Source organism: uncultured Parabacteroides sp., assembly GCF_902493135.1.
In the GTDB taxonomy this organism is placed as follows: Bacteria; Bacteroidota; Bacteroidia; order Bacteroidales; family Tannerellaceae; genus Parabacteroides.
Genome location: NZ_CABUOD010000002.1, coordinates 81,999 through 104,316, shown reverse-complemented (window position 1 = coordinate 104,316; position 22,318 = coordinate 81,999). Strand labels below are relative to the sequence as shown.

The 22,318-nt window shown below is 43.6% G+C and carries 35 protein-coding genes; 32 read left to right on the top strand and 3 right to left on the bottom strand.

Annotated elements, in window-relative coordinates; genetic code table 11:
- The 26 genes from rplB (at nt 1) to rplQ (ending at nt 12,914) form a co-directional block, all read left to right on the top strand.
- Complete coding sequence (gene rplB / locus RDN79_RS01540) at nt 1–825, top strand: 50S ribosomal protein L2 (RefSeq protein WP_308572795.1); 825 nt, start codon at nt 1–3, stop codon at nt 823–825.
- 20 nt (nt 826–845) lie between these two features.
- The gene (gene rpsS / locus RDN79_RS01535; RefSeq protein WP_005634738.1) at nt 846–1,115 is read left to right on the top strand and encodes a 30S ribosomal protein S19; all 270 of its coding nucleotides are present in this window, start codon (nt 846–848) and stop codon (nt 1,113–1,115) included.
- A gap of 49 nt (nt 1,116–1,164) precedes the next feature.
- Nucleotides 1,165–1,575, top strand: a complete 411-nt coding sequence (gene rplV, locus RDN79_RS01530; RefSeq protein ID WP_298550405.1) for a 50S ribosomal protein L22 — start codon at nt 1,165–1,167, stop codon at nt 1,573–1,575.
- Nucleotides 1,576–1,582: 7 nt separating this feature from the next.
- Nucleotides 1,583–2,317, top strand: coding sequence for a 30S ribosomal protein S3 (gene rpsC / locus RDN79_RS01525; RefSeq protein ID WP_298550407.1), 735 nt, complete (start codon nt 1,583–1,585; stop codon nt 2,315–2,317).
- A 20-nt stretch (nt 2,318–2,337) separates the two neighbouring features.
- Nucleotides 2,338–2,772: a 50S ribosomal protein L16 gene (rplP, locus tag RDN79_RS01520; protein ID WP_005634742.1), complete on the top strand. Its 435-nt coding sequence runs from the start codon at nt 2,338–2,340 to the stop codon at nt 2,770–2,772.
- 6 nt (nt 2,773–2,778) lie between these two features.
- The gene (rpmC, locus tag RDN79_RS01515; protein ID WP_298550409.1) at nt 2,779–2,976 is read left to right on the top strand and encodes a 50S ribosomal protein L29; all 198 of its coding nucleotides are present in this window, start codon (nt 2,779–2,781) and stop codon (nt 2,974–2,976) included.
- 9 nt (nt 2,977–2,985) lie between these two features.
- Nucleotides 2,986–3,243, top strand: a complete 258-nt coding sequence (gene rpsQ, locus RDN79_RS01510; protein WP_115497989.1) for a 30S ribosomal protein S17 — start codon at nt 2,986–2,988, stop codon at nt 3,241–3,243.
- A 1-nt stretch (nt 3,244) separates the two neighbouring features.
- Nucleotides 3,245–3,610 (top strand): 50S ribosomal protein L14, encoded by a 366-nt coding sequence (gene rplN / locus RDN79_RS01505; protein ID WP_005634749.1) that lies wholly within the window; start codon nt 3,245–3,247, stop codon nt 3,608–3,610.
- A 19-nt stretch (nt 3,611–3,629) separates the two neighbouring features.
- Nucleotides 3,630–3,950 carry a 50S ribosomal protein L24 gene (rplX, locus tag RDN79_RS01500; protein WP_298550414.1) on the top strand — a complete coding sequence of 107 codons (321 nt, stop codon included), beginning with the start codon at nt 3,630–3,632 and terminating at the stop codon, nt 3,948–3,950.
- A complete protein-coding gene (gene rplE / locus RDN79_RS01495) occupies nt 3,950–4,507 on the top strand; it encodes a 50S ribosomal protein L5 (protein ID WP_298550416.1) in 558 nt (185 codons plus the stop codon). The genes rplX and rplE overlap by 1 nt, the downstream gene beginning before the upstream one ends.
- A gap of 6 nt (nt 4,508–4,513) precedes the next feature.
- Complete coding sequence (gene rpsN / locus RDN79_RS01490; RefSeq protein ID WP_005634756.1) at nt 4,514–4,783, top strand: 30S ribosomal protein S14; 270 nt, start codon at nt 4,514–4,516, stop codon at nt 4,781–4,783.
- Nucleotides 4,784–4,840: 57 nt separating this feature from the next.
- Nucleotides 4,841–5,236, top strand: a complete 396-nt coding sequence (gene rpsH, locus RDN79_RS01485) for a 30S ribosomal protein S8 (protein ID WP_005634758.1) — start codon at nt 4,841–4,843, stop codon at nt 5,234–5,236.
- Nucleotides 5,237–5,252: 16 nt separating this feature from the next.
- Nucleotides 5,253–5,804 (top strand): 50S ribosomal protein L6, encoded by a 552-nt coding sequence (gene rplF, locus RDN79_RS01480; protein ID WP_008149927.1) that lies wholly within the window; start codon nt 5,253–5,255, stop codon nt 5,802–5,804.
- Between the two features lie 21 nt (nt 5,805–5,825).
- Complete coding sequence (gene rplR, locus RDN79_RS01475; protein WP_005634763.1) at nt 5,826–6,170, top strand: 50S ribosomal protein L18; 345 nt, start codon at nt 5,826–5,828, stop codon at nt 6,168–6,170.
- 5 nt (nt 6,171–6,175) lie between these two features.
- The gene (gene rpsE, locus RDN79_RS01470) at nt 6,176–6,694 is read left to right on the top strand and encodes a 30S ribosomal protein S5 (RefSeq protein ID WP_115498103.1); all 519 of its coding nucleotides are present in this window, start codon (nt 6,176–6,178) and stop codon (nt 6,692–6,694) included.
- A 19-nt stretch (nt 6,695–6,713) separates the two neighbouring features.
- The gene (gene rpmD / locus RDN79_RS01465) at nt 6,714–6,890 is read left to right on the top strand and encodes a 50S ribosomal protein L30 (RefSeq protein ID WP_005651341.1); all 177 of its coding nucleotides are present in this window, start codon (nt 6,714–6,716) and stop codon (nt 6,888–6,890) included.
- Nucleotides 6,891–6,917: 27 nt separating this feature from the next.
- Nucleotides 6,918–7,364 carry a 50S ribosomal protein L15 gene (rplO, locus tag RDN79_RS01460; protein ID WP_298550421.1) on the top strand — a complete coding sequence of 149 codons (447 nt, stop codon included), beginning with the start codon at nt 6,918–6,920 and terminating at the stop codon, nt 7,362–7,364.
- 3 nt (nt 7,365–7,367) lie between these two features.
- Nucleotides 7,368–8,708, top strand: a complete 1,341-nt coding sequence (secY, locus tag RDN79_RS01455; protein WP_298550423.1) for a preprotein translocase subunit SecY — start codon at nt 7,368–7,370, stop codon at nt 8,706–8,708.
- Nucleotides 8,709–8,713: 5 nt separating this feature from the next.
- Entirely contained in the window at nt 8,714–9,499 is a 786-nt protein-coding gene (gene map, locus RDN79_RS01450; protein WP_298550425.1) for a type I methionyl aminopeptidase, read from the top strand.
- Nucleotides 9,500–9,515: 16 nt separating this feature from the next.
- Complete coding sequence (gene infA, locus RDN79_RS01445) at nt 9,516–9,734, top strand: translation initiation factor IF-1 (protein ID WP_005634776.1); 219 nt, start codon at nt 9,516–9,518, stop codon at nt 9,732–9,734.
- Between the two features lie 15 nt (nt 9,735–9,749).
- A complete protein-coding gene (gene ykgO, locus RDN79_RS01440; protein WP_005645768.1) occupies nt 9,750–9,866 on the top strand; it encodes a type B 50S ribosomal protein L36 in 117 nt (38 codons plus the stop codon).
- A gap of 35 nt (nt 9,867–9,901) precedes the next feature.
- Complete coding sequence (gene rpsM / locus RDN79_RS01435) at nt 9,902–10,282, top strand: 30S ribosomal protein S13 (protein ID WP_005634778.1); 381 nt, start codon at nt 9,902–9,904, stop codon at nt 10,280–10,282.
- An 11-nt stretch (nt 10,283–10,293) separates the two neighbouring features.
- Nucleotides 10,294–10,683 carry a 30S ribosomal protein S11 gene (rpsK, locus tag RDN79_RS01430; protein WP_005634781.1) on the top strand — a complete coding sequence of 130 codons (390 nt, stop codon included), beginning with the start codon at nt 10,294–10,296 and terminating at the stop codon, nt 10,681–10,683.
- 123 nt (nt 10,684–10,806) lie between these two features.
- On the top strand, nt 10,807–11,412 hold the full coding sequence (gene rpsD / locus RDN79_RS01425; RefSeq protein WP_008149909.1) for a 30S ribosomal protein S4: 606 nt from the start codon (nt 10,807–10,809) through the stop codon (nt 11,410–11,412).
- 12 nt (nt 11,413–11,424) lie between these two features.
- The gene (locus tag RDN79_RS01420; protein WP_298550430.1) at nt 11,425–12,417 is read left to right on the top strand and encodes a DNA-directed RNA polymerase subunit alpha; all 993 of its coding nucleotides are present in this window, start codon (nt 11,425–11,427) and stop codon (nt 12,415–12,417) included.
- Between the two features lie 8 nt (nt 12,418–12,425).
- Nucleotides 12,426–12,914, top strand: coding sequence for a 50S ribosomal protein L17 (rplQ, locus tag RDN79_RS01415; protein ID WP_298550432.1), 489 nt, complete (start codon nt 12,426–12,428; stop codon nt 12,912–12,914).
- Between the two features lie 83 nt (nt 12,915–12,997).
- Here the strand turns inward: rplQ and RDN79_RS01410 are convergent, their stop codons facing one another.
- The 3 genes from RDN79_RS01410 to RDN79_RS01400 are packed head-to-tail and all read right to left on the bottom strand — an operon-like array spanning nt 12,998 to nt 14,108.
- A complete protein-coding gene (locus RDN79_RS01410) occupies nt 12,998–13,168 on the bottom strand; it encodes a hypothetical protein (RefSeq protein WP_298550435.1) in 171 nt (56 codons plus the stop codon).
- Nucleotides 13,169–13,179: 11 nt separating this feature from the next.
- Nucleotides 13,180–13,668: a glucosaminidase domain-containing protein gene (locus RDN79_RS01405; protein WP_298550437.1), complete on the bottom strand. Its 489-nt coding sequence runs from the start codon at nt 13,666–13,668 to the stop codon at nt 13,180–13,182.
- On the bottom strand, nt 13,665–14,108 hold the full coding sequence (locus tag RDN79_RS01400; RefSeq protein ID WP_298550439.1) for an HU family DNA-binding protein: 444 nt from the start codon (nt 14,106–14,108) through the stop codon (nt 13,665–13,667). Before RDN79_RS01400 ends, RDN79_RS01405 begins: the two co-directional genes overlap by 4 nt.
- 201 nt (nt 14,109–14,309) lie before the next feature.
- Between RDN79_RS01400 and RDN79_RS01395 the strand changes: the two genes are divergently transcribed.
- From RDN79_RS01395 to RDN79_RS01370, 6 genes are all read left to right on the top strand, one after another.
- Entirely contained in the window at nt 14,310–14,546 is a 237-nt protein-coding gene (locus RDN79_RS01395; protein ID WP_298550441.1) for a DUF4248 domain-containing protein, read from the top strand.
- 75 nt (nt 14,547–14,621) lie between these two features.
- Entirely contained in the window at nt 14,622–16,985 is a 2,364-nt protein-coding gene (locus RDN79_RS01390) for a DUF3987 domain-containing protein (protein ID WP_298550443.1), read from the top strand.
- Nucleotides 16,986–17,536: 551 nt separating this feature from the next.
- On the top strand, nt 17,537–20,554 hold the full coding sequence (locus RDN79_RS01385; RefSeq protein WP_298550445.1) for a DUF6383 domain-containing protein: 3,018 nt from the start codon (nt 17,537–17,539) through the stop codon (nt 20,552–20,554).
- Between the two features lie 483 nt (nt 20,555–21,037).
- The gene (locus RDN79_RS01380; protein WP_298550447.1) at nt 21,038–21,340 is read left to right on the top strand and encodes a helix-turn-helix transcriptional regulator; all 303 of its coding nucleotides are present in this window, start codon (nt 21,038–21,040) and stop codon (nt 21,338–21,340) included.
- Between the two features lie 24 nt (nt 21,341–21,364).
- Entirely contained in the window at nt 21,365–21,586 is a 222-nt protein-coding gene (locus tag RDN79_RS01375) for a DUF3791 domain-containing protein (protein WP_308572777.1), read from the top strand.
- Between the two features lie 53 nt (nt 21,587–21,639).
- Nucleotides 21,640–22,059, top strand: coding sequence for a DUF3990 domain-containing protein (locus RDN79_RS01370; protein ID WP_308572776.1), 420 nt, complete (start codon nt 21,640–21,642; stop codon nt 22,057–22,059).
- Nucleotides 22,060–22,318: the final 259 nt, after the last annotated feature.

Genomic DNA, 22,318 nt, shown 5'->3' with positions numbered 1-22,318 from the left:
ATGGGAATACGTAAATTAAAGCCCACAACACCGGGGCAGAGACACAAAGTTATTGGTGCATTTGATAAAATCACTGCAAGTACACCAGAAAAGTCTCTTGTAGTAGGTAAGAAGAGTACAGGTGGTCGTAACAACACTGGTAAGATGACAATGCGTTATCTTGGTGGCGGTCACAAACAGAAGTACAGATTTATCGATTTCAAGAGAAACAAAGATGGCATTCCTGCAACAGTCAAGTCTATCGAGTATGATCCTAACCGTACATCTCGTATCGCACTGTTGTATTACGCAGACGGAGCAAAGAGCTATATCATCGCTCCGAACGGATTGGAAGTTGGCCAGACAGTGGTTTCAGGTAGCGAAGCCGCTCCTGAGGTAGGTAATACTTTGCCTATGGCAAATATTCCCGTTGGTACTATTATTCACAACATTGAGCTTCGTCCGGGACAGGGTGCTAAGTTAGTACGTTCAGCCGGTGCTTTTGCTCAGTTGACTTCGAAAGAAGGCGATTATGCAATTATTAAGATGCCTTCTGGCGAAACCAGAAAGATTCTTGCTGCTTGTAAGGCTACAATTGGTAGTGTAGGTAATTCAGACCATGGTCTTGAAAAATCAGGTAAAGCCGGTCGCTCTAGATGGTTAGGTCGTCGTCCTCACAACCGTGGTGTTGTTATGAACCCGGTTGATCACCCGATGGGTGGTGGTGAAGGTCGTGCTTCCGGAGGTCATCCTAGATCTCGCAATGGCTTATATGCTAAGGGCTTGAAGACAAGAGCTCCGAAGAAGCATTCTTCAAAATATATTATTGAAAGAAGAAAGAAATAATCTGATTAATTAAGTAAACTATGAGTCGTTCGCTAAAAAAAGGCCCGTATATTAATGTAAAGCTTGAAAAGAAAGTCTTGGCAATGAATGAGTCAGGAAAGAAGGCTGTCGTTAAGACATGGGCAAGAGCTTCAATGATTTCGCCTGACTTTGTAGGCCATACTATTGCAGTTCACAATGGAAATAAATTTATTCCTGTTTTTGTAACCGAGAACATGGTAGGTCATAAACTGGGAGAGTTTTCTCCTACTCGTACGTTCCGTGGTCACGCCGGTAACAAGAAAAAATAATCGGTAGTAACAGGAATTCAGGAATCTGAAAATAAAAAGAATCAATAAAATGGGTGCTAGAAAAAGAATATCAGCTGAAGTAAGAAAAGAAGCTCAGAAGACCATGTACTTCGCTAAATTGCGGAACGTGCCGACTTCTCCCCGCAAGATGCGTCTCGTTGTAGACATGATCCGCGGGATGGAAGTATTCCGTGCGCTTGGTGTTTTGAAGTTTTCTAACAAGGAAGCTGCAGCAAGAGTAGAAAAATTGCTTCGTTCAGCAATCGCAAACTGGGAACAGAAAAATGAACGTAAAGCAGAAGCAGGAGAGTTATGCGTATCTTCAATCAGCGTTGATTGCGCTACTACGTTGAAGAGAATGCGTCCGGCTCCTCAAGGAAGAGGTTACAGAATTCGTAAACGCTCGAACCACGTAACTCTGTTTGTTGATACACTTAGTAAAAACGATAGTCAAAATTAATTTGTAGATGGGACAAAAAGTTAATCCGGTTAGTAATCGTTTGGGAATCATCCGTGGTTGGGATTCCAACTGGTATGGCGGCAAAAAATACGGAGACACTTTGCTGGAAGATAGCAAAATCCGTAAATACCTGAATGCTCGTCTTGCTAAGGCTAGTGTATCTCGCGTCGTTATCGAACGTACGCTGAAGTTGATTACAATCACAGTTTGCACATCACGTCCGGGTATTATCATCGGTAAAGGTGGTCAGGAAGTTGATAAATTGAAAGAAGAGTTGAAGAAAATTACCGACAAAGAGGTTCAGATCAACATCTTTGAGGTAAAAAGACCCGAATTGGACGCTGTTATCGTTGCAAACAATATTGCTCGTCAGCTTGAAGGAAAAATTGCATACCGTCGTGCTATCAAGATGGCTATCGCCTCTACCATGAGAATGGGTGCCGAAGGTATTAAAGTGCAAGTCTCTGGTCGTTTGAACGGCGCTGAAATGGCTCGTTCAGAAATGTATAAAGAAGGAAGAACTCCGTTGCACACATTCAGAGCAGATATTGATTATGCTTTGGCTGAAGCGTTGACGAAGGTTGGTTTGATCGGCGTTAAGGTTTGGATCTGCCGTGGTGAAGTTTATGGTAAGAGAGATCTTGCTCCTTCATTCGCTGCAACTAAAGATTCAGGTCGTAGAAATGAGAATGCCGGCGGCAGCAGAGATAAGAACTTCAAGAGAAAGAAAGCTAATCGTTAAACGTTAGAATTTAAGAAGAGATGTTACAACCAAAGAAAACCAAGTTCAGAAGACAGCAGAAAGGTCGCATGAAGGGCGAAGCTCAGCGTGGCAACCAGCTGGCATTCGGTTCGTTTGGTATAAAAGCGTTAGAAAATAAATGGATTACCGGTCGTCAGATCGAAGCTGCTCGTATCGCGGTAACTCGTTATATGCAACGTCAGGGTCAGGTTTGGGTTCGTATTTTCCCGGACAAACCCATCACAAAGAAGCCTGCTGAAGTACGTATGGGTAAAGGTAAAGGTAATCCCGAAGGATTTGTTGCGCCTGTTACTCCAGGTCGTTTGATTTTCGAAATCGAAGGGGTTCCTTTTGATATTGCTAAAGAAGCTTTGCGCTTAGCAGCACAAAAGCTTCCGGTAACAACAAAGTTTGTTGTGAGACGTGATTATGATATGGCTAATCAAAATGCGTAATTTGTTATGAAGATTGCAGAAATTAGAGAATTAAGCACGAAGGAGTTAATAGAAAGAATTGATGCTGAAGTGGCTGCTTACGATCAGAAAGTAATCAACCACAGCATTTCTCCGAGTGAAAACCCTGCTCAGATTAAACAACAACGCAGGATGATTGCGCGCATGAGAACAGAATTGCGCCAGAGAGAACTTAACAACAAATAATTGAGCCTGATGGAAACTAGAAATTTAAGAAAAGAAAGAACGGGCGTGGTTACCAGCAACAAGATGGACAAGAGCATCACAGTTGCTATTAAATGGAAGGAAAAACACCCCATTTATGGAAAGTTCGTTAGTAAGACGAAGAAATATCATGCTCATGACGAAAAGAATGAATGCGGTATCGGTGATACTGTAAAGATTATGGAAACTCGTCCTTTGAGCAAAACAAAAAGATGGAGATTAGTTCAAATAATCGAAAGGGCTAAGTAACATGATACAACAAGAATCAAGACTAGTAGTAGCAGATAACAGTGGTGCAAAAGAAGCGTTGTGTATTCGCGTTTTGGGCGGTACAAGAAAACGTTACGCCACTGTCGGGGATGTAATCGTAGTAGCAATCAAGAGTGTAATCCCGTCGAGTGATGTGAAGAAGGGTGCTGTTTCTAAGGCTATCATTGTTCGCACTAAAAAAGAGATTCGCCGCCCGGATGGTTCATACATCCGTTTCGATGATAACGCTTGCGTGTTGTTGAATGCCGGTGGTGATATTCGTGGAAGCCGTATCTTTGGTCCGGTTGCCAGAGAACTTCGTGCAACAAACATGAAAATTGTTTCACTTGCACCAGAAGTGCTTTAATTTTGTAAAACTTAAAGTAATGAGCAAATTACATATCAAAAAAGGCGATATAGTTTTTGTTAATGCCGGCGAAGACAAAGGTAAGACAGGTCGTGTTTTGGAAGTACTCGTAAAAGACAACCGTGCCATTGTAGAAGGTATTAATATGGTATCGAAGCATACTAAGCCTAATGCAAAGAATCCTCAAGGAGGTATTGAAAAGAAAGAAGCTCCTGTTCATATTTCTAACCTGAACGTTGTTGACCCGAAATCCGGTAAGCCGACACGTATCGGTCGTAAGTTAGACGAAAAAGGTGCTTTAGTGCGTTATTCTAAAAAATCAGGGGAGGAAATTAAGTAATGAGCAATACTGCCAGTCTTAAGAAAGAATATCAGGACAGAATTGTTCCTGCTTTGACGAAAGAGTTCGGTTATACAACCGTAATGCAGGTTCCCGTACTGAAGAAGATTGTTATCAATCAAGGTTTGGGTATGGCTGCTGCTGATAAGAAGATTATCGATATCGCTATCAGCGAATTGTCTGCAATCACTGGCCAGAAGGCTGTTGCGACAGTTTCAAAGAAGGATATCTCAAACTTCAAGTTGCGTAAGAAAATGCCGATCGGTGTAATGGTGACATTACGTCGTGAACAGATGTACGAATTCCTGGAAAGACTCGTTCGCGTCGCTCTTCCTCGTATTCGTGACTTCAAGGGAATCGAAAGCAAACTGGACGGAAGAGGCAATTATACCCTCGGAATTCAGGAACAAATCATTTTCCCTGAAATAAATATCGATAATATTACCAAAATATTGGGAATGAATATTACCTTTGTGACCTCTGCGAAAACAGACGAAGAAGGGTATGCTCTCTTGAGAGAATTTGGGTTGCCTTTTAAAAATGCAAAAAAAGACTAAGTAGTTATGGCAAAGGAATCAATGAAAGCCCGTGAGGTGAAAAGAGCAAAGCTCGTAGCTAAATATGCTGCTAAAAGAGCAGAATTGAAAGCAGCAGGTGACTATGAAGCTTTACAGGCTTTACCTAAAAATGCTTCTCCTGTACGTTTGCACAATCGTTGCAAAATTACAGGTCGTCCGAAAGGCTATGTACGCCAGTTCGGTATTTCTCGTATTCAACTGCGTGAAATGGCATCTCATGGTTTAATCCCGGGTGTAAAGAAAGCAAGTTGGTAAGAGTTTTTTTAATTTAAATATTGTCCGGGTGGCCGGATCAATTTAATTCATTTATATATGACAGATCCTATTGCAGATTATTTGACAAGATTGCGTAACGCGATCAAAGCGAAGCACAGAGTTGTTGAAGTGCCGGCGTCAAATTTAAAGAAAGAGATCACTAAGATCCTTTTCGACAAGGGTTACATTCTTAATTTTAAGTTTGTAGAAGATGGTCCTCAGGGTACAATTAAGATTGCCTTGAAGTATGACTTGGTAAACAAAGTAAATGCAATCAAGAAACTTGAGAGAGTTTCTACCCCTGGTTTGCGTAAGTACACTGGTTACAAGGAAATGCCGAGAGTATTGAATGGTTTAGGCATTGCCGTTCTTTCTACTTCCAAAGGTGTGATGACAGACAAAGAAGCCCGTGATCTGAAGATCGGTGGTGAAGTATTATGTTATGTTTATTAATTAGGAGGAAAGAAGAATGTCAAGAATAGGAAAATTACCAATTCATGTACCGGCCGGTGTTACGGTTACCATTAAGGATAATGTAGTGACTGTAAAAGGTCCCAAAGGTGAAATGACTCAGGCTGTGAATCCTGATATTAATGTGACTTTGGAAGATGGAATCATTCATCTGACACGTCCGACAGACGAAAAGAACCATCGTGCGCTGCACGGTTTGTATCGTTCGCTGATCAACAACATGGTGATCGGTTGTTCAGAAGGATACAAAAAAGAACTGGAACTTGTCGGTGTCGGTTACCGTGTGACAAATACAGGTCAGCTGTTAGATCTTTCTTTAGGTTATACTCACAACATCTACATGCAGTTGCCTAAAGAAGTGAAAGTTGAAACAAAGGCAGAGAGAAATAAAAATCCTCTTATTATCCTTGAATCGGCTGATAAACAATTACTGGGACAGATTTGTGCTAAGATTCGTTCATTCAGAATGCCGGAACCGTATAAAGGTAAGGGTATCAAGTTCGTGGGTGAAGAAATTCGCAGAAAGTCTGGTAAATCAGCAGGTAAGTAATCTACGTAAACTGAAATTATCATGACAACGAAGGAAGAAAGAAGATTAAAGATAAAAGCAGGTGTACGCGGTAAGATCTCAGGAACTCCTGAACGTCCGCGCCTGACTGTGTTTAGAAGCAATAAGCAAATCTATGCACAGGTTATAGATGATACTACAGGTAAGACTCTGGCTGCCGCATCCTCCTTGAAGATGGATGTGAAGGCTCCGAAGAAGGAGATTGCTGCCAAGGTTGGAGAACAGATCGCCAAAGTTGCCCAGGAAGCTGGTGTACAGGCTGTAGTTTTCGACCGTAACGGTTACCTGTATCACGGGAGAATTAAAGAATTAGCTGATGCTGCACGTAACGGCGGCCTTAAATTTTAATGAAGATGGCAGGAGTTAATAATAGAGTTAAGTCGACCAACGACATAGAGTTGAAGGACCGTTTGGTTGCAATCAACCGCGTAACTAAAGTAACCAAGGGTGGACGTACATTCAGTTTTGCTGCTATTGTCGTAGTAGGAAACGAAGACGGCATCGTTGGCTGGGGCTTGGGTAAAGCCGGTGAAGTAACGACAGCTATCGCAAAAGGTGTTGAAGCTGCAAAGAAAAACCTGATCAAGGTCCCTGTTCACAAAGGAACTATTCCTCACGAACAGTTGGCTAAGTTCGGTGGCGCTCAGGTGCTGATCAAGCCGGCTTCTCACGGTACCGGTGTCAAAGCCGGTGGTGCTATGCGTGCCGTATTGGAAAGTGTAGGTATCACAGACGTTTTGGCTAAGTCAAAAGGTTCTTCTAACCCTCACAACTTGGTAAAGGCAACTATTGCCGCTTTGAGTGAGTTAAGAAGCCCGTTGATGGTTGCTCAGAACAGAGGTGTTGCAGTAGAAAAAGTATTCAGAGGTTAATTAGGGAGGATAATAAGTTATGGCAACTATCAAAGTTAAGCAGACAAAAAGTAGAATTAAATGCCCGAAAGACCAAAAGAGAACTCTTGATGCACTGGGTCTGAAGAAAATGAACCAGGTAGTAGAACATGAAGCTACTCCGGCTATTCTGGGTATGGTTGAGAAAGTGAAACATTTGGTTTCAGTAGTAAAGTAATAACGGTTGAAAAATAAATTATACGATATGAATTTATCAAATTTAAAACCTGCTGAAGGATCTACCAAGACCAGAAAAAGAATCGGCCGTGGTCCGGGTTCAGGATTAGGAGGAACTTCAACAAGAGGTCATAAAGGTGCGAAATCAAGATCCGGTTACAAGCAGAAAATCGGTTTCGAAGGTGGTCAGATGCCTATACAGAGACGCTTACCTAAATTTGGTTTCAAGAATATTAACCGCGTTGAATATAAAGCTATCAACCTTTCTACATTACAAGGAATGGCTGATGCTTTGCAGATCACAAAGATTGGCATCAACGAACTGATCGAAGCTGGTTTCATTTCCTCTTCCCAGTTGGTTAAGATTCTTGCTAAAGGCAACTTGACAGCTAAACTTGAGGTGGAAGCTCACGCTTTCTCTAAGAGTGCTGAAGCTGCTATCCAGGCAGTAGGTGGAACTGTTGTTAAACTCTAAGTTATGAGAGCAGTTGAAACAATAAAGAATATCTGGAAGATTGAGGATCTGAGAAATCGGATCCTCACCACTCTTTTATTGGTGGCTATATACCGTTTCGGTACGTATGTCGTTCTTCCGGGTATTGATCCTAAAGCGTTGACCGCTTTGCAGGAACAGACAAGAGGCGGATTGCTGGCGTTGTTGGATATGTTCTCTGGTGGTGCTTTCTCTAATGCTTCTATTTTTGCATTAGGGATTATGCCGTATATCTCCGCTTCCATTGTAATGCAGTTGATGGCAATTGCAGTTCCTTCTTTCCAGAAATTGCAGAGAGAAGGTGAGAGTGGTCGTCGTAAGATCAACCAGTGGACCCGTTATCTGACAGTCATGATCCTTCTGTTCCAGGGTCCGACGTATCTTGTTAACTTAAGTGTACAGCTGAAAGCCGCCGGAGCAGCTCTGCCTGCAGGCATATGGTTCACTATTTCTTCTACAGTTATTTTAGCTGCTGGAAGTATGTTTATCTTATGGCTTGGTGAAAGAATTACAGATAAAGGTGTTGGAAATGGTATTTCATTTATCATTTTAGTTGGTATTATAGCCCGTCTGCCGCACTCTTTGTTCGAAGAATTTATTTCAAGAACAAGTGAGAAAACCGGTGGTCTGGTTATGTTCTTGTTTGAAATGTTGTTCCTTTTGCTGGTTATCGCAGGTGCTATCCTGTTGGTACAAGGTACTCGCAAGGTGCCCGTACAGTATGCAAAACGGATCATTGGAAATAAACAATATGGTGGTGCCCGCCAGTACATCCCTCTTAAGGTGAATGCAGCGAACGTGATGCCCATCATCTTTGCCCAGGCAATCATGTTTATTCCCATTTCAATTGTTGGTTTCTCAAGCACAGGCGAACAGTCTGGTTTCGTAGCTGCGTTTATGGACAATACCGGATTTTGGTACAACTTCGTATTTGCTGTACTGATTATCTTGTTTACATATTTCTATACAGCTATCACGATCAATCCCACTCAGATGTCGGATGATCTGAAGAGAAACAACGGGTTCATTCCGGGTGTTAAGCCGGGAAAGAGTACCAAGGATTATTTGGATACCATCATGGACCGTATTACTTTGCCGGGAGCATTCTTCCTCGCATTAGTGGCTATCATGCCTGCTTTTGCCCGGATCGCCGGTGTAAGTATGGCGTTCTCCCAGTTCTTTGGCGGAACATCTTTGTTGATCCTGGTTGGTGTGGTGTTGGATACACTGCAGCAAGTAGAAAGTCATTTGCTGATGCGTCATTATGACGGTTTGTTGAAGTCAGGAAGAATTAAAGGTCGTGCAGGCGCAGCTGGCGCTTATTAATTAGAATGATCTATTTAAAAACAGATGAAGAAATTGAGTTGATGCGTGCGGCGAATCAACTGGTGGGCAAGACGCTTGGCGAATTGGCCAAACATATCGCCCCCGGTGTCAATACGCTTCAACTCGACAAGATTGCCGAGGAATTCATTAGAGATAATGGTGCGGTTCCGGCGTTTTTGGGATACGGAGGTTTTCCTAATTCCATATGTGCTTCCGTGAATGAACAGGTTGTACATGGTATTCCTTCTTCGAAGACAATACTGAAAGAGGGAGATATCATATCTGTCGACTGCGGTACGGTGTTGAATGGTTTTGTCGGCGACTCGGCTTATACTTTTTGTGTGGGCGAAGTCGATCTCAAAGTGAAAGCCTTGTTGAAGACGACAAAAGAATCACTTTACCTGGGAATCCAGCATGCCATCGAAGGCAAACGCCTCGGAGACATCAGTCATGCCGTACAGTCGTATTGCGAATCGAAAGGTTACTCTGTTGTCAGGGAACTGGTCGGTCACGGTATCGGACGTAAGATGCACGAAGAGCCGGAAGTCCCCAATTACGGGCGTCCCGGTTGCGGTCCCTTGTTGCGCAGCGGTATGTGTATCTGCATAGAGCCGATGATCAATATGGGAAGCAAGAACGTCGCTTTTGAGAAAGACGGCTGGACGGTCCGTACGAAAGACAGAAAGTGTTCGGCTCATTTCGAGCATTGTATCGCGATCCGTCCCGAAGGTCCCCGGATCTTGTCTTCATTCGAGTTTTTAGAAGAAGTTTTAGGTAATAACGCAATTTAATTTGATTTGATTTTATATGGCTAAACAGTCAGCAATTGAACAAGATGGAGTTATAGTGGAAGCATTGTCGAACGCAATGTTTCGTGTAGAATTAGAGAACGGACATGAAATCACTGCTCATATCTCAGGGAAGATGCGGATGCACTACATCAAGATCCTTCCCGGTGATAAAGTAAGAGTTGAGATGTCTCCGTATGATCTATCGAAAGGTAGAATTGCTTTTAGATATAAATAAAAAAAACAACAAGATATGAAAGTAAGAGCATCTTTGAAGAAGCGTACTCCCGAATGCAAAATCGTTAGAAGAAAGGGACGCTTATACGTAATTAACAAGAAAAATCCTAAGTATAAACAACGTCAAGGATAATTTATTATTTTTGCAAAATAATCTAAGTAAGTAATATGGCTATAAGAATAGTTGGTGTAGACTTGCCACAAAATAAAAGAGGAGAAATTGCCTTGACCTATATTTACGGTATTGGTCGTAGTGCTTCAAAATCCATTTTAGATAAAGCAGGGATCGATCGTGATATCAAAGTAAAAGACTGGACAGACGATCAAGCTGCAAAAGTACGTGAAGTCATTGGCGCTGAGTACAAGGTAGAAGGTGATCTTCGTTCTGAAGTTCAGCTGAACATCAAGCGTCTGATGGATATCGGATGTTACAGAGGTGTTCGTCACCGTATTGGTTTGCCTTTGAGAGGCCAGAGCACAAAGAACAACGCTCGTACTCGCAAGGGTAAGAAGAAAACTGTTGCAAATAAGAAAAAAGCTACTAAATAATAAGAATTGATATGGCAAAGAAAACAGTCGCAGCAAAGAAGAGAAACGTAAAAGTTGACGCTTACGGTCAAGCTCATATTCATTCTTCTTTTAACAACATCATTGTATCTCTTGCTAATAGCGAAGGTCAGGTAATCAGTTGGTCTTCCGCTGGTAAGATGGGATTCAGAAGTTCTAAAAAGAACACTCCGTATGCCGCCCAGATGGCCGCTCAGGATTGTGCAAAAGTAGCTTACGATCTTGGTTTGAGAAAAGTAAAAGTATTCGTAAAGGGACCGGGTAACGGACGTGAGTCTGCTATCAGAACCATCCACGGTGCAGGCATTGAAGTAACGGAAATCGTTGACGTTACGCCGCTTCCTCACAATGGTTGTCGTCCTCCGAAAAAGAGAAGAGTATAATTAACTATAGTTTCTTGAACATTGAATCCGGAATTGTGAATAGATTACACAAAGACCTTATCCTCTCTGTAGTCGCGGCTGCACGGTTCCAGATTCAGAACAGAACATTAAAACAATAAAAAAATGGCAAGATATACTGGACCTAAAACAAGAATTGCCCGTAAATTCGGTGAGGCAATATTCGGACCGGATAAAGTTCTTTCAAAAAAGAACTATCCTCCCGGACAGCACGGAAATGCCCGCAAGAGAAAAACTTCCGAGTACGGAATCCAGCTTCGTGAGAAGCAGAAAGCCAAATACACTTACGGTGTATTGGAAAAACAGTTTAGAAACCTGTTTGAAAAGGCATCACGTTCAAAAGGCATTACCGGTGAAGTGCTGTTGCAGTTACTGGAAGGCCGTCTGGACAACGTAGTATTCCGTTTGGGTATCGCCCCGACGCGTGCTGCCGCCCGTCAGTTGGTTTCTCATCGTCACATTACAGTAGACGGTAAGGTTGTGAACATTCCTTCTTACTCTGTAAAAGCCGGTCAGGTTATTGGTGTTAGAGAAAAATCCAAATCTCTTGAAGTGATTGCCGACGCACTGTCAGGATTCAACCACAGCAAGTATCCTTGGATCGAATGGGATCAGTCTTCTTTAAGCGGAAAATTACTGCATCTGCCGGAAAGAGCTGACATTCCTGAAAACATTAAAGAGCAGTTGATCGTAGAATTGTATTCTAAATAATAATTGATTTCCATGGCGATATTAGCATTTCAAAAACCCGATAAAGTATTAATGTTGGAAGCGGACAATTTCTTCGGAAAGTTTGAATTTCGTCCGTTGGAACCCGGCTATGGTATTACTATAGGTAATGCTCTGCGCCGTATTCTCCTGTCGTCACTTGAAGGTTTTGCTATTACATCCATTAAGATCGAAGGGGTTGACCATGAATTTGGTACAATCCCCGGTGTTATGGAGGATGTGACAAACATTATCTTGAATCTGAAACAAGTCCGGTTCAAGCATATTGTAGACGACATAGAGAATGAAAAAGTAAGTATTACTGTTTCGGGTTCGGAAGTGTTCAAAGCCGGTGATATAGGTAAACAGCTGACCGGATTCGAAGTGTTGAATCCTGAGTTGGTTATTTGTCGTTTGGATCCGAACGCAGGTTTCCAGATCGAGCTGACGATTAACAAAGGTCGCGGATACGTTCCCGCCGATGAAAACAGAGACCCGAATGCAGACATGCACGTGATTGCAATCGACTCTATTTACACACCTATTCGCAACGTCAAGTATTCGATCGAGAACTTCCGTGTTGAGCAAAAGACGGACTACGAAAAGTTGGTTCTTGAAATAGCCACTGATGGTTCTATTCATCCGAAGGAAGCGTTGAAAGAAGCAGCCAAGATTCTGATTCATCATTTTATGTTGTTCTCAGATGAAAAGATTGCTATCGAGACAGTTGATACTGACGGTAATGAGGAATTCGATGAAGAAGTACTCCACATGCGCCAGTTGCTGAAGAGCAAGCTCTCGGATATGGATCTTTCCGTTCGCGCGTTGAATTGCTTGAAGGCCGCAGATGTTGAAACCTTAGGTGAACTGGTTAAATTCAACAAGAATGACTTGTTGAAATTCCGGAACTTCGGTAAGAAGTCACTTACAGAACTTGATGAACTGCTTGAGAGTCTGAACCTTTCATTCGGTATGGATATCACTAAATATAAATTAGATAAAGAGTAAGTATAGCGATGAGACACAATAAGAAAATAAATCATTTAGGTCGTACAAATACTCACCGTGACGCAATGCTTTCAAACATGGCATGTTCTCTTATCAAGCATAAGAGAATCTTCACTACTGTTGCTAAAGCTAAAGCGCTCCGCAAATTTGTAGAACCGCTTATCACTAAGTCTAAAGAGGATACAACTCACTCAAGACGTGTGGTATTCAGCAATTTGCAAGACAAATATGCTGTAACAGAATTGTTCAAGGAAGTATCTCAGAAGATCGGTGACCGTCCGGGTGGTTACACTCGTATCCTGAAGACCGGCAACCGTCTGGGTGACAACGCAGCCATGTGCTTCATTGAACTGGTTGATTACAACGAAAACATGTTGAAGACAGCTACAACCAAGAAAGCGGCTAAGACAAGACGTTCACGTAAAAAGTCTACAGCTGCCGAAACGGAAGCTCCTGTTGCAGAAGCACCGGTTGCAGAAGAAAAAGCGGCTGAATAAATCCGGCTTATTCAACAAACAAATAAAAAAAGCCTGTCCGCCTTTCGCGGACGGGCTTTTTTGCGTTTTACCAGAGCCTGATCCTAATGGACAGCCTCAAATAAAGGTTCATCCCCTTCCTCAGGATCCTGAGGATCAGGGCGAGGATAAGTTTCAACGTTGACGGGAGGTTTTTCATCCGGTGCGGGTTTAAAGTGGAACAAGAAATTCAACAAAGCCAGGACAAATTCAAGAATCTTTCTGATTTTCTGCATGATAAGAGCTTTTAAAGGGTTGTAACGGAAGGGGGAGCAATCAAAGCCATCACCGCCTGTATCGTCTGTGCGATCTGGATGATGCTGTGCCGGTAGGTTTCCCGGTTATCGCCGTTCAGTTCGCTGATGTAAGGACTGTAGGCGATCTCCTTTGCGTAAGCCTGCGGGTCGTTGCTCACCAGCCAGGCGGAGCGGTAATTGTTCCGTATCAGGCGGGCGAAATCGAGGAAGGAATTCTCTCTCGTGTCGTAGCGGCGGAAATCCAGCGAATAGGAGGGACCTTTTACGGTCGTCTTCCCACCGTGCCAATAAGCGTTGCTGCACCCGTATGCGGTCAGTCCGAAGTAGTTACGCGACTCCCGTGCCAGGCTGCTCGTGCCCCAACCGCTTTCGAACGCCGCTTGCGCCAGGATGACCAACGGATTCATGTTGAAAGCAGCCCCTGCCGACAAAGCTGTAGGCAGGCACTCTTTTACGAAGCTGATTTGTGCTGGTTTCATAATTCTCCCGGTCTTTCTTCTTCGCCACCTGCATTGGGCTTATCTGCCTCTTGTCCAATGCGTTCAACATTCACTTTGGCGATCATTTCGCGCAGTTTAACTCCCGGAGAATAGATTATTCGCGGCTTCCTGATCAATGATGCGTGAAAATCGTCCGCATTTACCACTCCGGAGCTTCCGAGCGAGATGCGGAAGTTGCCCAATGCACCCAACTGGACCACTTCGCCACGTAGCAACGCTTCCTGCATGCAACGGATCAGACCCAACAAGACGAGCGCTACGTCGCCATCGCTGGCCGTCGAACGATCTGCCACCACATCGCAGATCGTGTCGAAATCCATCATGCCTGTGACATTGGCCGAGGCATAATACCGTTTGGCATCGGCTGCCGCATCTTTGGTCAAGTCTTTTTTCAAAACAAGTTTGTACTTTACTGACATACGATTAATAGATTAAGGGTTAGTGAATTATTACATTACAAAGATACGACGCCCGGCTGCCTCGCGGGAAAGGTATATACGGCTATCGGAAGTTTCGACAGCATTCTTTGTTTTTTTATAAAATAATTACCGAATTCCTTGTGTAGTACCAAAAAAAGCGTTACATTTATAATGTATTAGAAAGCTTAAATAAAAATTATTATGGAAGACAAAAAAATAGACCTTATATCGGCAAAAGGCGCTATGGGAGTTACCGAATTCGCACTCCTGTATTTCCCAGACTGTACCCCCGGGATCGCCTATAAAAGGATGTGGGTATGGATACGGACTTCACGCGGTTTGAAGGAAAAACTCTTGGCTGCGGGGTGGGTGAAATTCCAGAAACTCTATACGCCGAAGCAAGTCGCCTGTCTGGTAGATCATTTGGGGGAACCTTAGAAATAACAAACAACTGAAAGAGCCGCACGAAACATTCAGAAGCGGACTGTAGCCTTTCATTTAATACACAATAATATGGTAGTACAAAAAGACGTCGAAGGCACTTACTTCGACTCGGCGTTCCAGACCGGGAGCGCCTGTTCACTGTCCTTGAAGCGATACATCGACAAAGTGAAAAGTAATGATTTTGCATCGCAAATCGCTTATTTGCGTGGACTGCGCACTGTCGGCAAGACAGACGAAGCCGATGCTTATAAGAAAAAATTGCCCATCTATGTCGCCGGCGGAGTGATGGAGGGAGGTCGTAAACTCGAGCACATGGTGCGCTATAGCGGCTGCGTGGTGGTCGACATAGACGATTCGCCCATGCCCGTAAGCGAGTTGCTCCTCCGGGCAGCCGCGCTCCCGTACGTAAAAGCCGGCCACGGCAGCCCCACCTATACCGGTGGCAAGCTCTTCGTTCTGGTCGACAGCGATTTGGGACACCATAAACTGGCCTTTGAAATCGTCCGCCGCCACATCGAAGCGGATATTCCGGGCGTAGTGGTCGACATCACGGGCAAAGACCCGAACCGCGGCTGTTTCACCAGCCACGACCGGAATGCTTTTTATAAGGAAGAGTCTGAAGTCCTGGAAATCCCTGTCGCCGAGGCGGAACCTCCGGCTGGTTCCGGACACTCCTCCGGCAACGTGTGCCCCGGCACGCGGCTCTCGAACTACATCGACAAGTACGAACAAAGCAATGCTTTTGTCCCCGGCTACCGCCATTCCTATATCGTGAAGTTGTCCTCGGTCTTGAACAATGCCGGTTTTTCACCCTACGACGCTGTCGCCGAATGTGTCCGCCGCTACAGCTCCGCCGATTTTCCGGCCATCGAGATCGAAAAGACGGTGACGGATATTTACCGTCGCTACAGCGCGTCGCACGGCAGTTGCCCGTACCGTCCGGAAGAGGCTGCCACACCCCGGAAAACTGTCAAAACTGTCAAAACTTCGTCCGCTATGCCTAAAAATGCACCTTCGTCGGTAGGTGTGGACGAAACGCCTGATATTGAGCCGGATGATACCCTTTTACCCCACTTCGACAAGGCTGTTTATGACCACTTGCCGCCCCTTCTCACGGACATTCTCAAACGGGCGGGTAGCCGCACGGAGCAGGACGTCTTGCTGATCTCCGCGCTGACGTTGTTGAGCAGCGTGATGCCCGGCGTCAAAGGGTCGCTGGACGAACGGGATTATTCACCTGCTCTTTATACGATTGTCACAGGTAGTTCGGGGAGTGGGAAAGGCTGCATGGCCGGACTCCAGAAGTTGCTGGATCCCTGGCAACAGTACGTCTACGACAATTCGCGGCATTATGTCGAAGAATATGAGGCGGCCAACGAGGAATATGAAAGCTACAAGATGCGGAAACGCCAGAACCGTACCCGGAAAGAACCGCTCGGTCCGGCTCCGTCGAAACCGAAAGTCGTGAAGCAGATGAATCTCCATCTTACCGGTCATGTCACGCAGGCCCGCCTGGTGGAATTGCTCGACATCAATTCCCCCTATACATCCTGCATGATGGATACGGAGATGGAGACCATCGCCACCATGCTGTCGCAGGATTTCGGAAATTACAGCGACATCCTGAATAAGGCCGCCCACCACGAAACGGTCGGAAGCTCGTCGAAGAATAACGGCACGTTCCTGGCGCGTAGGCCGAACCTGGCGTTGCTTTGGAGCGGTACGCCCGCCATCCTGCCCCGTCTGATCCCTTCGACCGAGAACGGTCTTTTCAGCCGTATGCTGATGTACAAGATTGCAGGTGGCGGCGAATACCGCCCCTTGACTTCTGCCGACGACACTTCGGCGGCATCCGAATATCTCGATTCCTTCGGGCAGCGGGTACTGGACATCGGCGTCTTTCTCGACGGATCGCCTACTTGGGTGAGGTTCAGCGATGCCCAGCGTAAGCGCTTGGACCGTTTTTTTTGCCGTGAATATTATAACGTCCGCTTTTTTGGCAATGAGGACCTGGAGTCTACCGTTCTGCGTTACCGTCTGGCTATTTTCCGTCTGGCCATGACCTTGACCGGCTTGCGCAAAGGCGAGAGCGGTTGCACGGAACGTACATGGACGATTGGGGAGGAAGATTTCGACACTGCCTTCCATCTCGGCAAAGTCTGTTTGCAGCACGCTTATATCGTGGCCACATCGTTGCAGCGTGCCTCTGCCGAAGTCCATTTCAAGTTTCCGCATCATCTGCAGAACCTCTTTGCCTCCTTGCCCGATACCTTCAAACGTGCCGACCTTTTAGCCGAGGCAAACGTCCGTGGAGTGTCGGAGTCTTCGATCGATCGTTTCCTCCGTAAAGCGGAAAAATATAAGCTAATCGTCTCTGAAGGAGGTGGTTATTATGCGAAAACAGATGCTGGAAAGGAAACTGTTACCGTTTGACAAAGCGGGCGAAGTTTTGACAGTTTTGACGGCTTTTCCGGGTAAATTTCGACAAAACCCGAAAAACAGACGAATAGGCATCGGATCAAAAACGAATAAGCACCCCTCTGAAACGCAGTAAGCATCGGATGTTTCCCTAAAAAGCACCGATTTTTGAACGAGAACGGCGTTGATGATTTTTTAGAATGTCGTTTTTGAAGATAAATATCTGTGGATCAGAAATTTGGGTGGCGGGAAAATGACTAAAAAAAACGATCGTTTTAATTCGTCATTTTTACAGCACAAAAATACACATACTTTTTAAAACCACAACTCTTTTCTTGAAAAAAAATCCTACCTCTATATCCTTTCTTATCAATCAGATAGCAATTTGAGGACGAAAAACCACCTTTTCAATACGAACTTTGAATATAGGCGGAAAAAATGACTAAAAAAAACGATCGTTTTTGCTATCAAGATACAAATGTTAACACGTGTACATTATAAATGCGTGTACATATATATAGAACGAGCATTTCAATTATTGTATTATTAATATTAAAGTTTAGATTATGAACAAAAGAATTTCTACTCTTTTGACAGCGGGCTTGCTGATGGTAAGCGCGTTGTTTGGTTCTGCAAACGCTGCTGTTACAGCGGAAGCCGCAAAAGGTGATTTGCAGAATGGTGCAAAGTTCTACTTGGGTAACACAGGAGGTTACATCAAAGTGGATCAAACTCACAAGGTAAATGGAACGGCTGTTTCCACTTATGCTGCTGCAGGTGATGCTTCTATCGAAAATGCTGCTTTGTTTGAAATTGCTGATTATGCTTACAATGCAATTGGTGACTTTTCTACGTTTACATTGAAAGCTGATGGAAAACCATTTTATGTGACGAAAACAGATGGTTCTGCGTTAAGTGCTGATGTGACAAATGTTGCAACTGTTACAAACATCTTTACTGTAGAAGGTAAAGGGTTGGATTTTGGAAAAATTTCAGTTTTGAATTTAGCTGGTCAGTTTGAAGTTAATACAAGTGTCGCTACGACATATGATGTAAATGCCGCGGGAACAGCTGCTACAGCATGGGTTGCTAAAACAGGCCTCGCTGTTGATGATTTGAACGCCAACCTTTCTGGTCAAGGCTTCAAGTTTGCATTCCCGAACGCAGTTTCTGATCCGGACGTCAATCCGTTTGCAGACCAGATGATTGCTGTTTCTGCACCTACTGTAGATGCTGCATTGACAGGTGTAATTTCTACTGCTGCAACTTCTGGTATGTATTTTGTTAAAGCTGACGCTGCCGGTAAGAAACTGCTGGCTACAGGTTTTACAAAAGCACAGGTTGAAGCTGCTACATTTATCGTATTGAACCCGGAAAAGAACTTTGGTATCACAGGCTTGGATGCTGCAAGTGGTGAAGGTTACGACTTTACAACTGTAAAAGGTAACAAGTTGGCCGATAACAACGTTAAGAAAGATGGTAAAGTTGCAAGCGTGAACGGTGTTTTCGCTGTTTCAGAAGATGATCCTCAGAATGCAGAAGGCGAATATACGATTACATTGGCTAATGCTAAAGTTGAAGGCAATGACAACACGTCTGCTACAGCTTTGTCAGTAGGTGCTTACTCTTTGACTACAGGTGGTATCAAGACTTATATCACGACTGTTGGTTCCGGTAACGCAGACAAACTGTCTTTGGCTATGACAACAAGCAACACTTGGGCTGCTGCTGCTGACGTATTGAAAGCAGACGATGCTGCCATCTACAACATCTCTTTCTTGGGAACTAAGCCGGCTAACACTACTGCTGCCGCTTCTTCTTTGTATGGCAAGTATTTGGTTCCGACTTATGGCACTTCTGCATTCGGTGCTGCTGTAGCTGCTCCGGAAGATGTAGATGTAAATGCTCCGTTGGCTCAGTGGGTAATCTCTTCTGTAAGCGGTCGTAACTTTACATTCACAAACCGTGAAACAAACGTGACTTTCACTGTCAGCATGTATAAGACTGACAAGGCTGGCGAATATGCAATCAGTAATGCAGCATTGAGCAATGGCGCTTCTATTACTTCTATTGTTGGTGTAGTTGCTCCTGCTTCCGGTACGGATTTGTCTACGGTTGCTAACTGGAAATATCAGATTGTCAAACTGACTCCGACAACTGAAAGCGAAGGTTTCTTGACATTGACAGATGCACAGTTGAACCAGCAGACAGAATTGGTATTCAACGGTACTGGTTCGGTAACGGTTGAAAAGCTGTACATGGCTTACACTGGTAGTGCTACTCCTGCTTATTTTGTTCCTATCAACAATGCTGCTAATAGCGTTCAGTGGATGTTTGAAAAGGCTGAAAACGTAAAAAATAAGATGAAATATGCTTATCTGGACGGAACAGATGTAAAACAGAAAGACTCTGTTGTAAACGTAGCGACTTCTTATTTGCTGTACAATTTGAAGAACGATAATTCTAAGCAGTATTTTGGTGGTACTGCTAATGATTATAAAGCAGCAAATGATAAAGATAACGCACAGCGTTTATTCTTCAAAAAGAATGCGGATGGAACATATGCTATGATGCGTTTTACTAAAGTGGCTATTACTACTGGTCCTACTGATGCCGATAATTATAAGGCTGTTGTTAAGGCTGATGCAAAAAAATGGTCTGTAAATACATCTTCTGCTTCTTTTGAAGCTGGTACTGCAACTTTGGATAAACTGGATGCTCCTTATTCAGCTGTAACGGTTGATTTCGATGCTCTTTCTGAATCATTGGAAGCTGTAGCTCGCCACGCTACATTCAATAGCGAAGAAGGTGCTGTTGCTGTGAAACTGAACAAGAATGGTATCTTGGAAGGTATTATCGGCGAAGGCATGACATTCTGGTTGGATACTGCTGATATCGACAAGGATTTCCATTCTTTCTATATCTCTAAAGGTAATGGTGAAGAAGAAGCAAGAGACTTCTTGTATTTCGCAACGGATTCTATGCTTCATTGGGATGCTAATAAGGCTGATTATGTATATAATGTAAACTATGCTTTGGAAGGCTCTTATGTCGCTGCTGATGGACGTGATGGCGATTTGAAAGCTATTTTCCGTCCGGCAACATTGGCTGGTCTTGACACAATCTCTACGACTGTAAACGGTAAGTCTGTTTTGGTTGCAGAAGAGGAAGAAGAAGATGTATGCTTGGGAGGTGTTGATAACTTCAAGTTCTACATTATGAAAGCTTCTGAAAGCAGCTATGTAATCAGACCGATTTCTGCTCCGAATTATTATTTGTACAACCTGAACGGTAAGTTAGGCTTTACAAATCAGGTAGAAAAAGCTCTGGTTGTAACATTAGGCGAAGGCTCTGCCACTTCTAACGAAGATGCTCCAGCTGTAGCAACTGTTAAGGTTGTAGCTGGCGAAGGCAACGTAACGATCGCTGGTGCTGCCGGTAAGAAAGTTGTTGTAAGCAACATCTTAGGTCAGGTAGTAGCTAACACGGTTATCTCTTCTGACAATGCAACGATCGCTGCTCCGGCAGGTGTAGTAGTTGTAGCTGTTGAAGGTGAAGCTGCTGTAAAAGCTATCGTTAAATAATTGGTACTAAACAATACTGAAATGTGGCGGGCGGTCATAGAGGATCGTCCCCACGTAGATGACATTTTATAATCAAATAATTCTAAATATCACCGTGCGGCATTCCCCGAATAGCCGGCTTTGCTGCCGATTGCCTGGGAACGTCCAATTACCCCGCGAGGGAGAACAAGCGGTGAATATTAATACTAAAGTTAATGAAATTAAAAAAGTTCTTCTGTCCTTCCCTCTGTGAAGACCGGAGGCAGACAAAAAACAATCCCCGGAAGTTCAGGCTTTCGGGGATTCGTTGGTTATAATGATTGATGGTGACAGGTAAAAAGGAAGAGTACTTTGTTGTATAGTTGAACAACGTTTTGTATATTTGCAATATGGAAGTCAAGCGTAAAATACAAACTTATGGGGGCTATTTCGAGGCCTTTATGGGAACACAAAAAACTCCCACTAATGAAATAGAGAAAGCTTTAAAAATAAAGGAGGCATATTATGCAGACAAACAATCATCAGGTATTTGATTATGATACTGTACTGGATGCCCGTTTCGGAGCACCCGGAACTTCCAGCCGTATCGAAGCTGAAGAAAAAGCCTATGCTTTTTATACCGGGCAAATTATAGAAGATGCGCGGAAAAAAGCAAAGATCAGCCAAGCGGAACTGGCTCGCCGTATAGGTTCGGACCGTTCTTATATATCGAGAGTGGAAAGCGGGCAGACTGAACCGAAAGTCTCGACATTCTATCGCATTATGAACGCTTTAGGATGTCGGATCGAGTTGTCGATGTCTTTGTAACCATAAAAGAAACAGGCGATGGTTATGGAAGAGACAAAGAATAAAGTGATCTACATTGATTACTGTATCAGTGCTTTTGCTGATAAGTATGACTTGACAAATAAACAGGCATATGCCTATTTATCTCGTTTTAAGGGCTTGGAGTTTTTGGATGAGTGTTATGAAGCTGAACATTTGTTGTCAATCCAAGATGCTGTAGATGATCTTACCCAAATATGTAAAAGCAATGGAGGAGCAATAGAATGATTTTGTATCATGGTTCAAATATGAAAGTCTCGTCGATCGATTTAGCCAAGTGTATGTCCGGAAAAGACTTTGGGTGTGGATTTTATCTGACAGATATCAGAGAGCAGGCCGAAGATATGGCTAAAAGGCGTTTGAAGATTGCCCGTAATGGCGAAGCCATAGTTTCTTCATATTTTTTTGATGAACGATTTCTGTCGGATAAATCCTTATCTGTAAAGATATTTGATAGGCCTTCTGAAGAATGGGCTCTTTTCATATTAAGGAATCGGAATAATGAAAATAGAGAAAATGTTCACGACTATGATATAGTTGCTGGTCCTGTTGCAGATGATGGTGTAGCCTTTCAACTGGAACGTTATGAACAAGGAATGATATCATTGGAAATGCTGGTAAAAGAATTGACATATAGAAAATTGAATAAACAATATTTCTTTGGAACATTAAAAGCAACCTCTTGTTTGATTGTCTTATGAATAAGGAATATAAATTTTTAGTGCAGTCGGTCGTGCAGAAATTGGTAATGTTTCTGATGCGTGATTATAATCTGACAATGTTAGACGCATTTGCTACGGTTTACAATTCTGAATTGTATGAATTGTTGTTGGATAAGGAAACAGGATTGTATTACCAGAGTCCGCCTTATGTTTATAATTATCTGTGTCAAGAGTTGAGCACAGGTAAAATTGCTTAAAGAAACCCCGGCATACCCGAAAGGTCGATTAACTGATATGC

Coding starts and splice junctions, on each gene's coding strand:
- rplB (WP_308572795.1), top strand. CDS start 1: ATGGGAATACGTAAATTAAAGCCCACAACACCGGGGCAGAGACACAAA.
- rpsS (WP_005634738.1), top strand. CDS start 846: ATGAGTCGTTCGCTAAAAAAAGGCCCGTATATTAATGTAAAGCTTGAA.
- rplV (WP_298550405.1), top strand. CDS start 1,165: ATGGGTGCTAGAAAAAGAATATCAGCTGAAGTAAGAAAAGAAGCTCAG.
- rpsC (WP_298550407.1), top strand. CDS start 1,583: ATGGGACAAAAAGTTAATCCGGTTAGTAATCGTTTGGGAATCATCCGT.
- rplP (WP_005634742.1), top strand. CDS start 2,338: ATGTTACAACCAAAGAAAACCAAGTTCAGAAGACAGCAGAAAGGTCGC.
- rpmC (WP_298550409.1), top strand. CDS start 2,779: ATGAAGATTGCAGAAATTAGAGAATTAAGCACGAAGGAGTTAATAGAA.
- rpsQ (WP_115497989.1), top strand. CDS start 2,986: ATGGAAACTAGAAATTTAAGAAAAGAAAGAACGGGCGTGGTTACCAGC.
- rplN (WP_005634749.1), top strand. CDS start 3,245: ATGATACAACAAGAATCAAGACTAGTAGTAGCAGATAACAGTGGTGCA.
- rplX (WP_298550414.1), top strand. CDS start 3,630: ATGAGCAAATTACATATCAAAAAAGGCGATATAGTTTTTGTTAATGCC.
- rplE (WP_298550416.1), top strand. CDS start 3,950: ATGAGCAATACTGCCAGTCTTAAGAAAGAATATCAGGACAGAATTGTT.
- rpsN (WP_005634756.1), top strand. CDS start 4,514: ATGGCAAAGGAATCAATGAAAGCCCGTGAGGTGAAAAGAGCAAAGCTC.
- rpsH (WP_005634758.1), top strand. CDS start 4,841: ATGACAGATCCTATTGCAGATTATTTGACAAGATTGCGTAACGCGATC.
- rplF (WP_008149927.1), top strand. CDS start 5,253: ATGTCAAGAATAGGAAAATTACCAATTCATGTACCGGCCGGTGTTACG.
- rplR (WP_005634763.1), top strand. CDS start 5,826: ATGACAACGAAGGAAGAAAGAAGATTAAAGATAAAAGCAGGTGTACGC.
- rpsE (WP_115498103.1), top strand. CDS start 6,176: ATGGCAGGAGTTAATAATAGAGTTAAGTCGACCAACGACATAGAGTTG.
- rpmD (WP_005651341.1), top strand. CDS start 6,714: ATGGCAACTATCAAAGTTAAGCAGACAAAAAGTAGAATTAAATGCCCG.
- rplO (WP_298550421.1), top strand. CDS start 6,918: ATGAATTTATCAAATTTAAAACCTGCTGAAGGATCTACCAAGACCAGA.
- secY (WP_298550423.1), top strand. CDS start 7,368: ATGAGAGCAGTTGAAACAATAAAGAATATCTGGAAGATTGAGGATCTG.
- map (WP_298550425.1), top strand. CDS start 8,714: ATGATCTATTTAAAAACAGATGAAGAAATTGAGTTGATGCGTGCGGCG.
- infA (WP_005634776.1), top strand. CDS start 9,516: ATGGCTAAACAGTCAGCAATTGAACAAGATGGAGTTATAGTGGAAGCA.
- ykgO (WP_005645768.1), top strand. CDS start 9,750: ATGAAAGTAAGAGCATCTTTGAAGAAGCGTACTCCCGAATGCAAAATC.
- rpsM (WP_005634778.1), top strand. CDS start 9,902: ATGGCTATAAGAATAGTTGGTGTAGACTTGCCACAAAATAAAAGAGGA.
- rpsK (WP_005634781.1), top strand. CDS start 10,294: ATGGCAAAGAAAACAGTCGCAGCAAAGAAGAGAAACGTAAAAGTTGAC.
- rpsD (WP_008149909.1), top strand. CDS start 10,807: ATGGCAAGATATACTGGACCTAAAACAAGAATTGCCCGTAAATTCGGT.
- RDN79_RS01420 (WP_298550430.1), top strand. CDS start 11,425: ATGGCGATATTAGCATTTCAAAAACCCGATAAAGTATTAATGTTGGAA.
- rplQ (WP_298550432.1), top strand. CDS start 12,426: ATGAGACACAATAAGAAAATAAATCATTTAGGTCGTACAAATACTCAC.
- RDN79_RS01410 (WP_298550435.1), bottom strand. CDS start 13,168: ATGCAGAAAATCAGAAAGATTCTTGAATTTGTCCTGGCTTTGTTGAAT.
- RDN79_RS01405 (WP_298550437.1), bottom strand. CDS start 13,668: ATGAAACCAGCACAAATCAGCTTCGTAAAAGAGTGCCTGCCTACAGCT.
- RDN79_RS01400 (WP_298550439.1), bottom strand. CDS start 14,108: ATGTCAGTAAAGTACAAACTTGTTTTGAAAAAAGACTTGACCAAAGAT.
- RDN79_RS01395 (WP_298550441.1), top strand. CDS start 14,310: ATGGAAGACAAAAAAATAGACCTTATATCGGCAAAAGGCGCTATGGGA.
- RDN79_RS01390 (WP_298550443.1), top strand. CDS start 14,622: ATGGTAGTACAAAAAGACGTCGAAGGCACTTACTTCGACTCGGCGTTC.
- RDN79_RS01385 (WP_298550445.1), top strand. CDS start 17,537: ATGAACAAAAGAATTTCTACTCTTTTGACAGCGGGCTTGCTGATGGTA.
- RDN79_RS01380 (WP_298550447.1), top strand. CDS start 21,038: ATGCAGACAAACAATCATCAGGTATTTGATTATGATACTGTACTGGAT.
- RDN79_RS01375 (WP_308572777.1), top strand. CDS start 21,365: ATGGAAGAGACAAAGAATAAAGTGATCTACATTGATTACTGTATCAGT.
- RDN79_RS01370 (WP_308572776.1), top strand. CDS start 21,640: ATGTCCGGAAAAGACTTTGGGTGTGGATTTTATCTGACAGATATCAGA.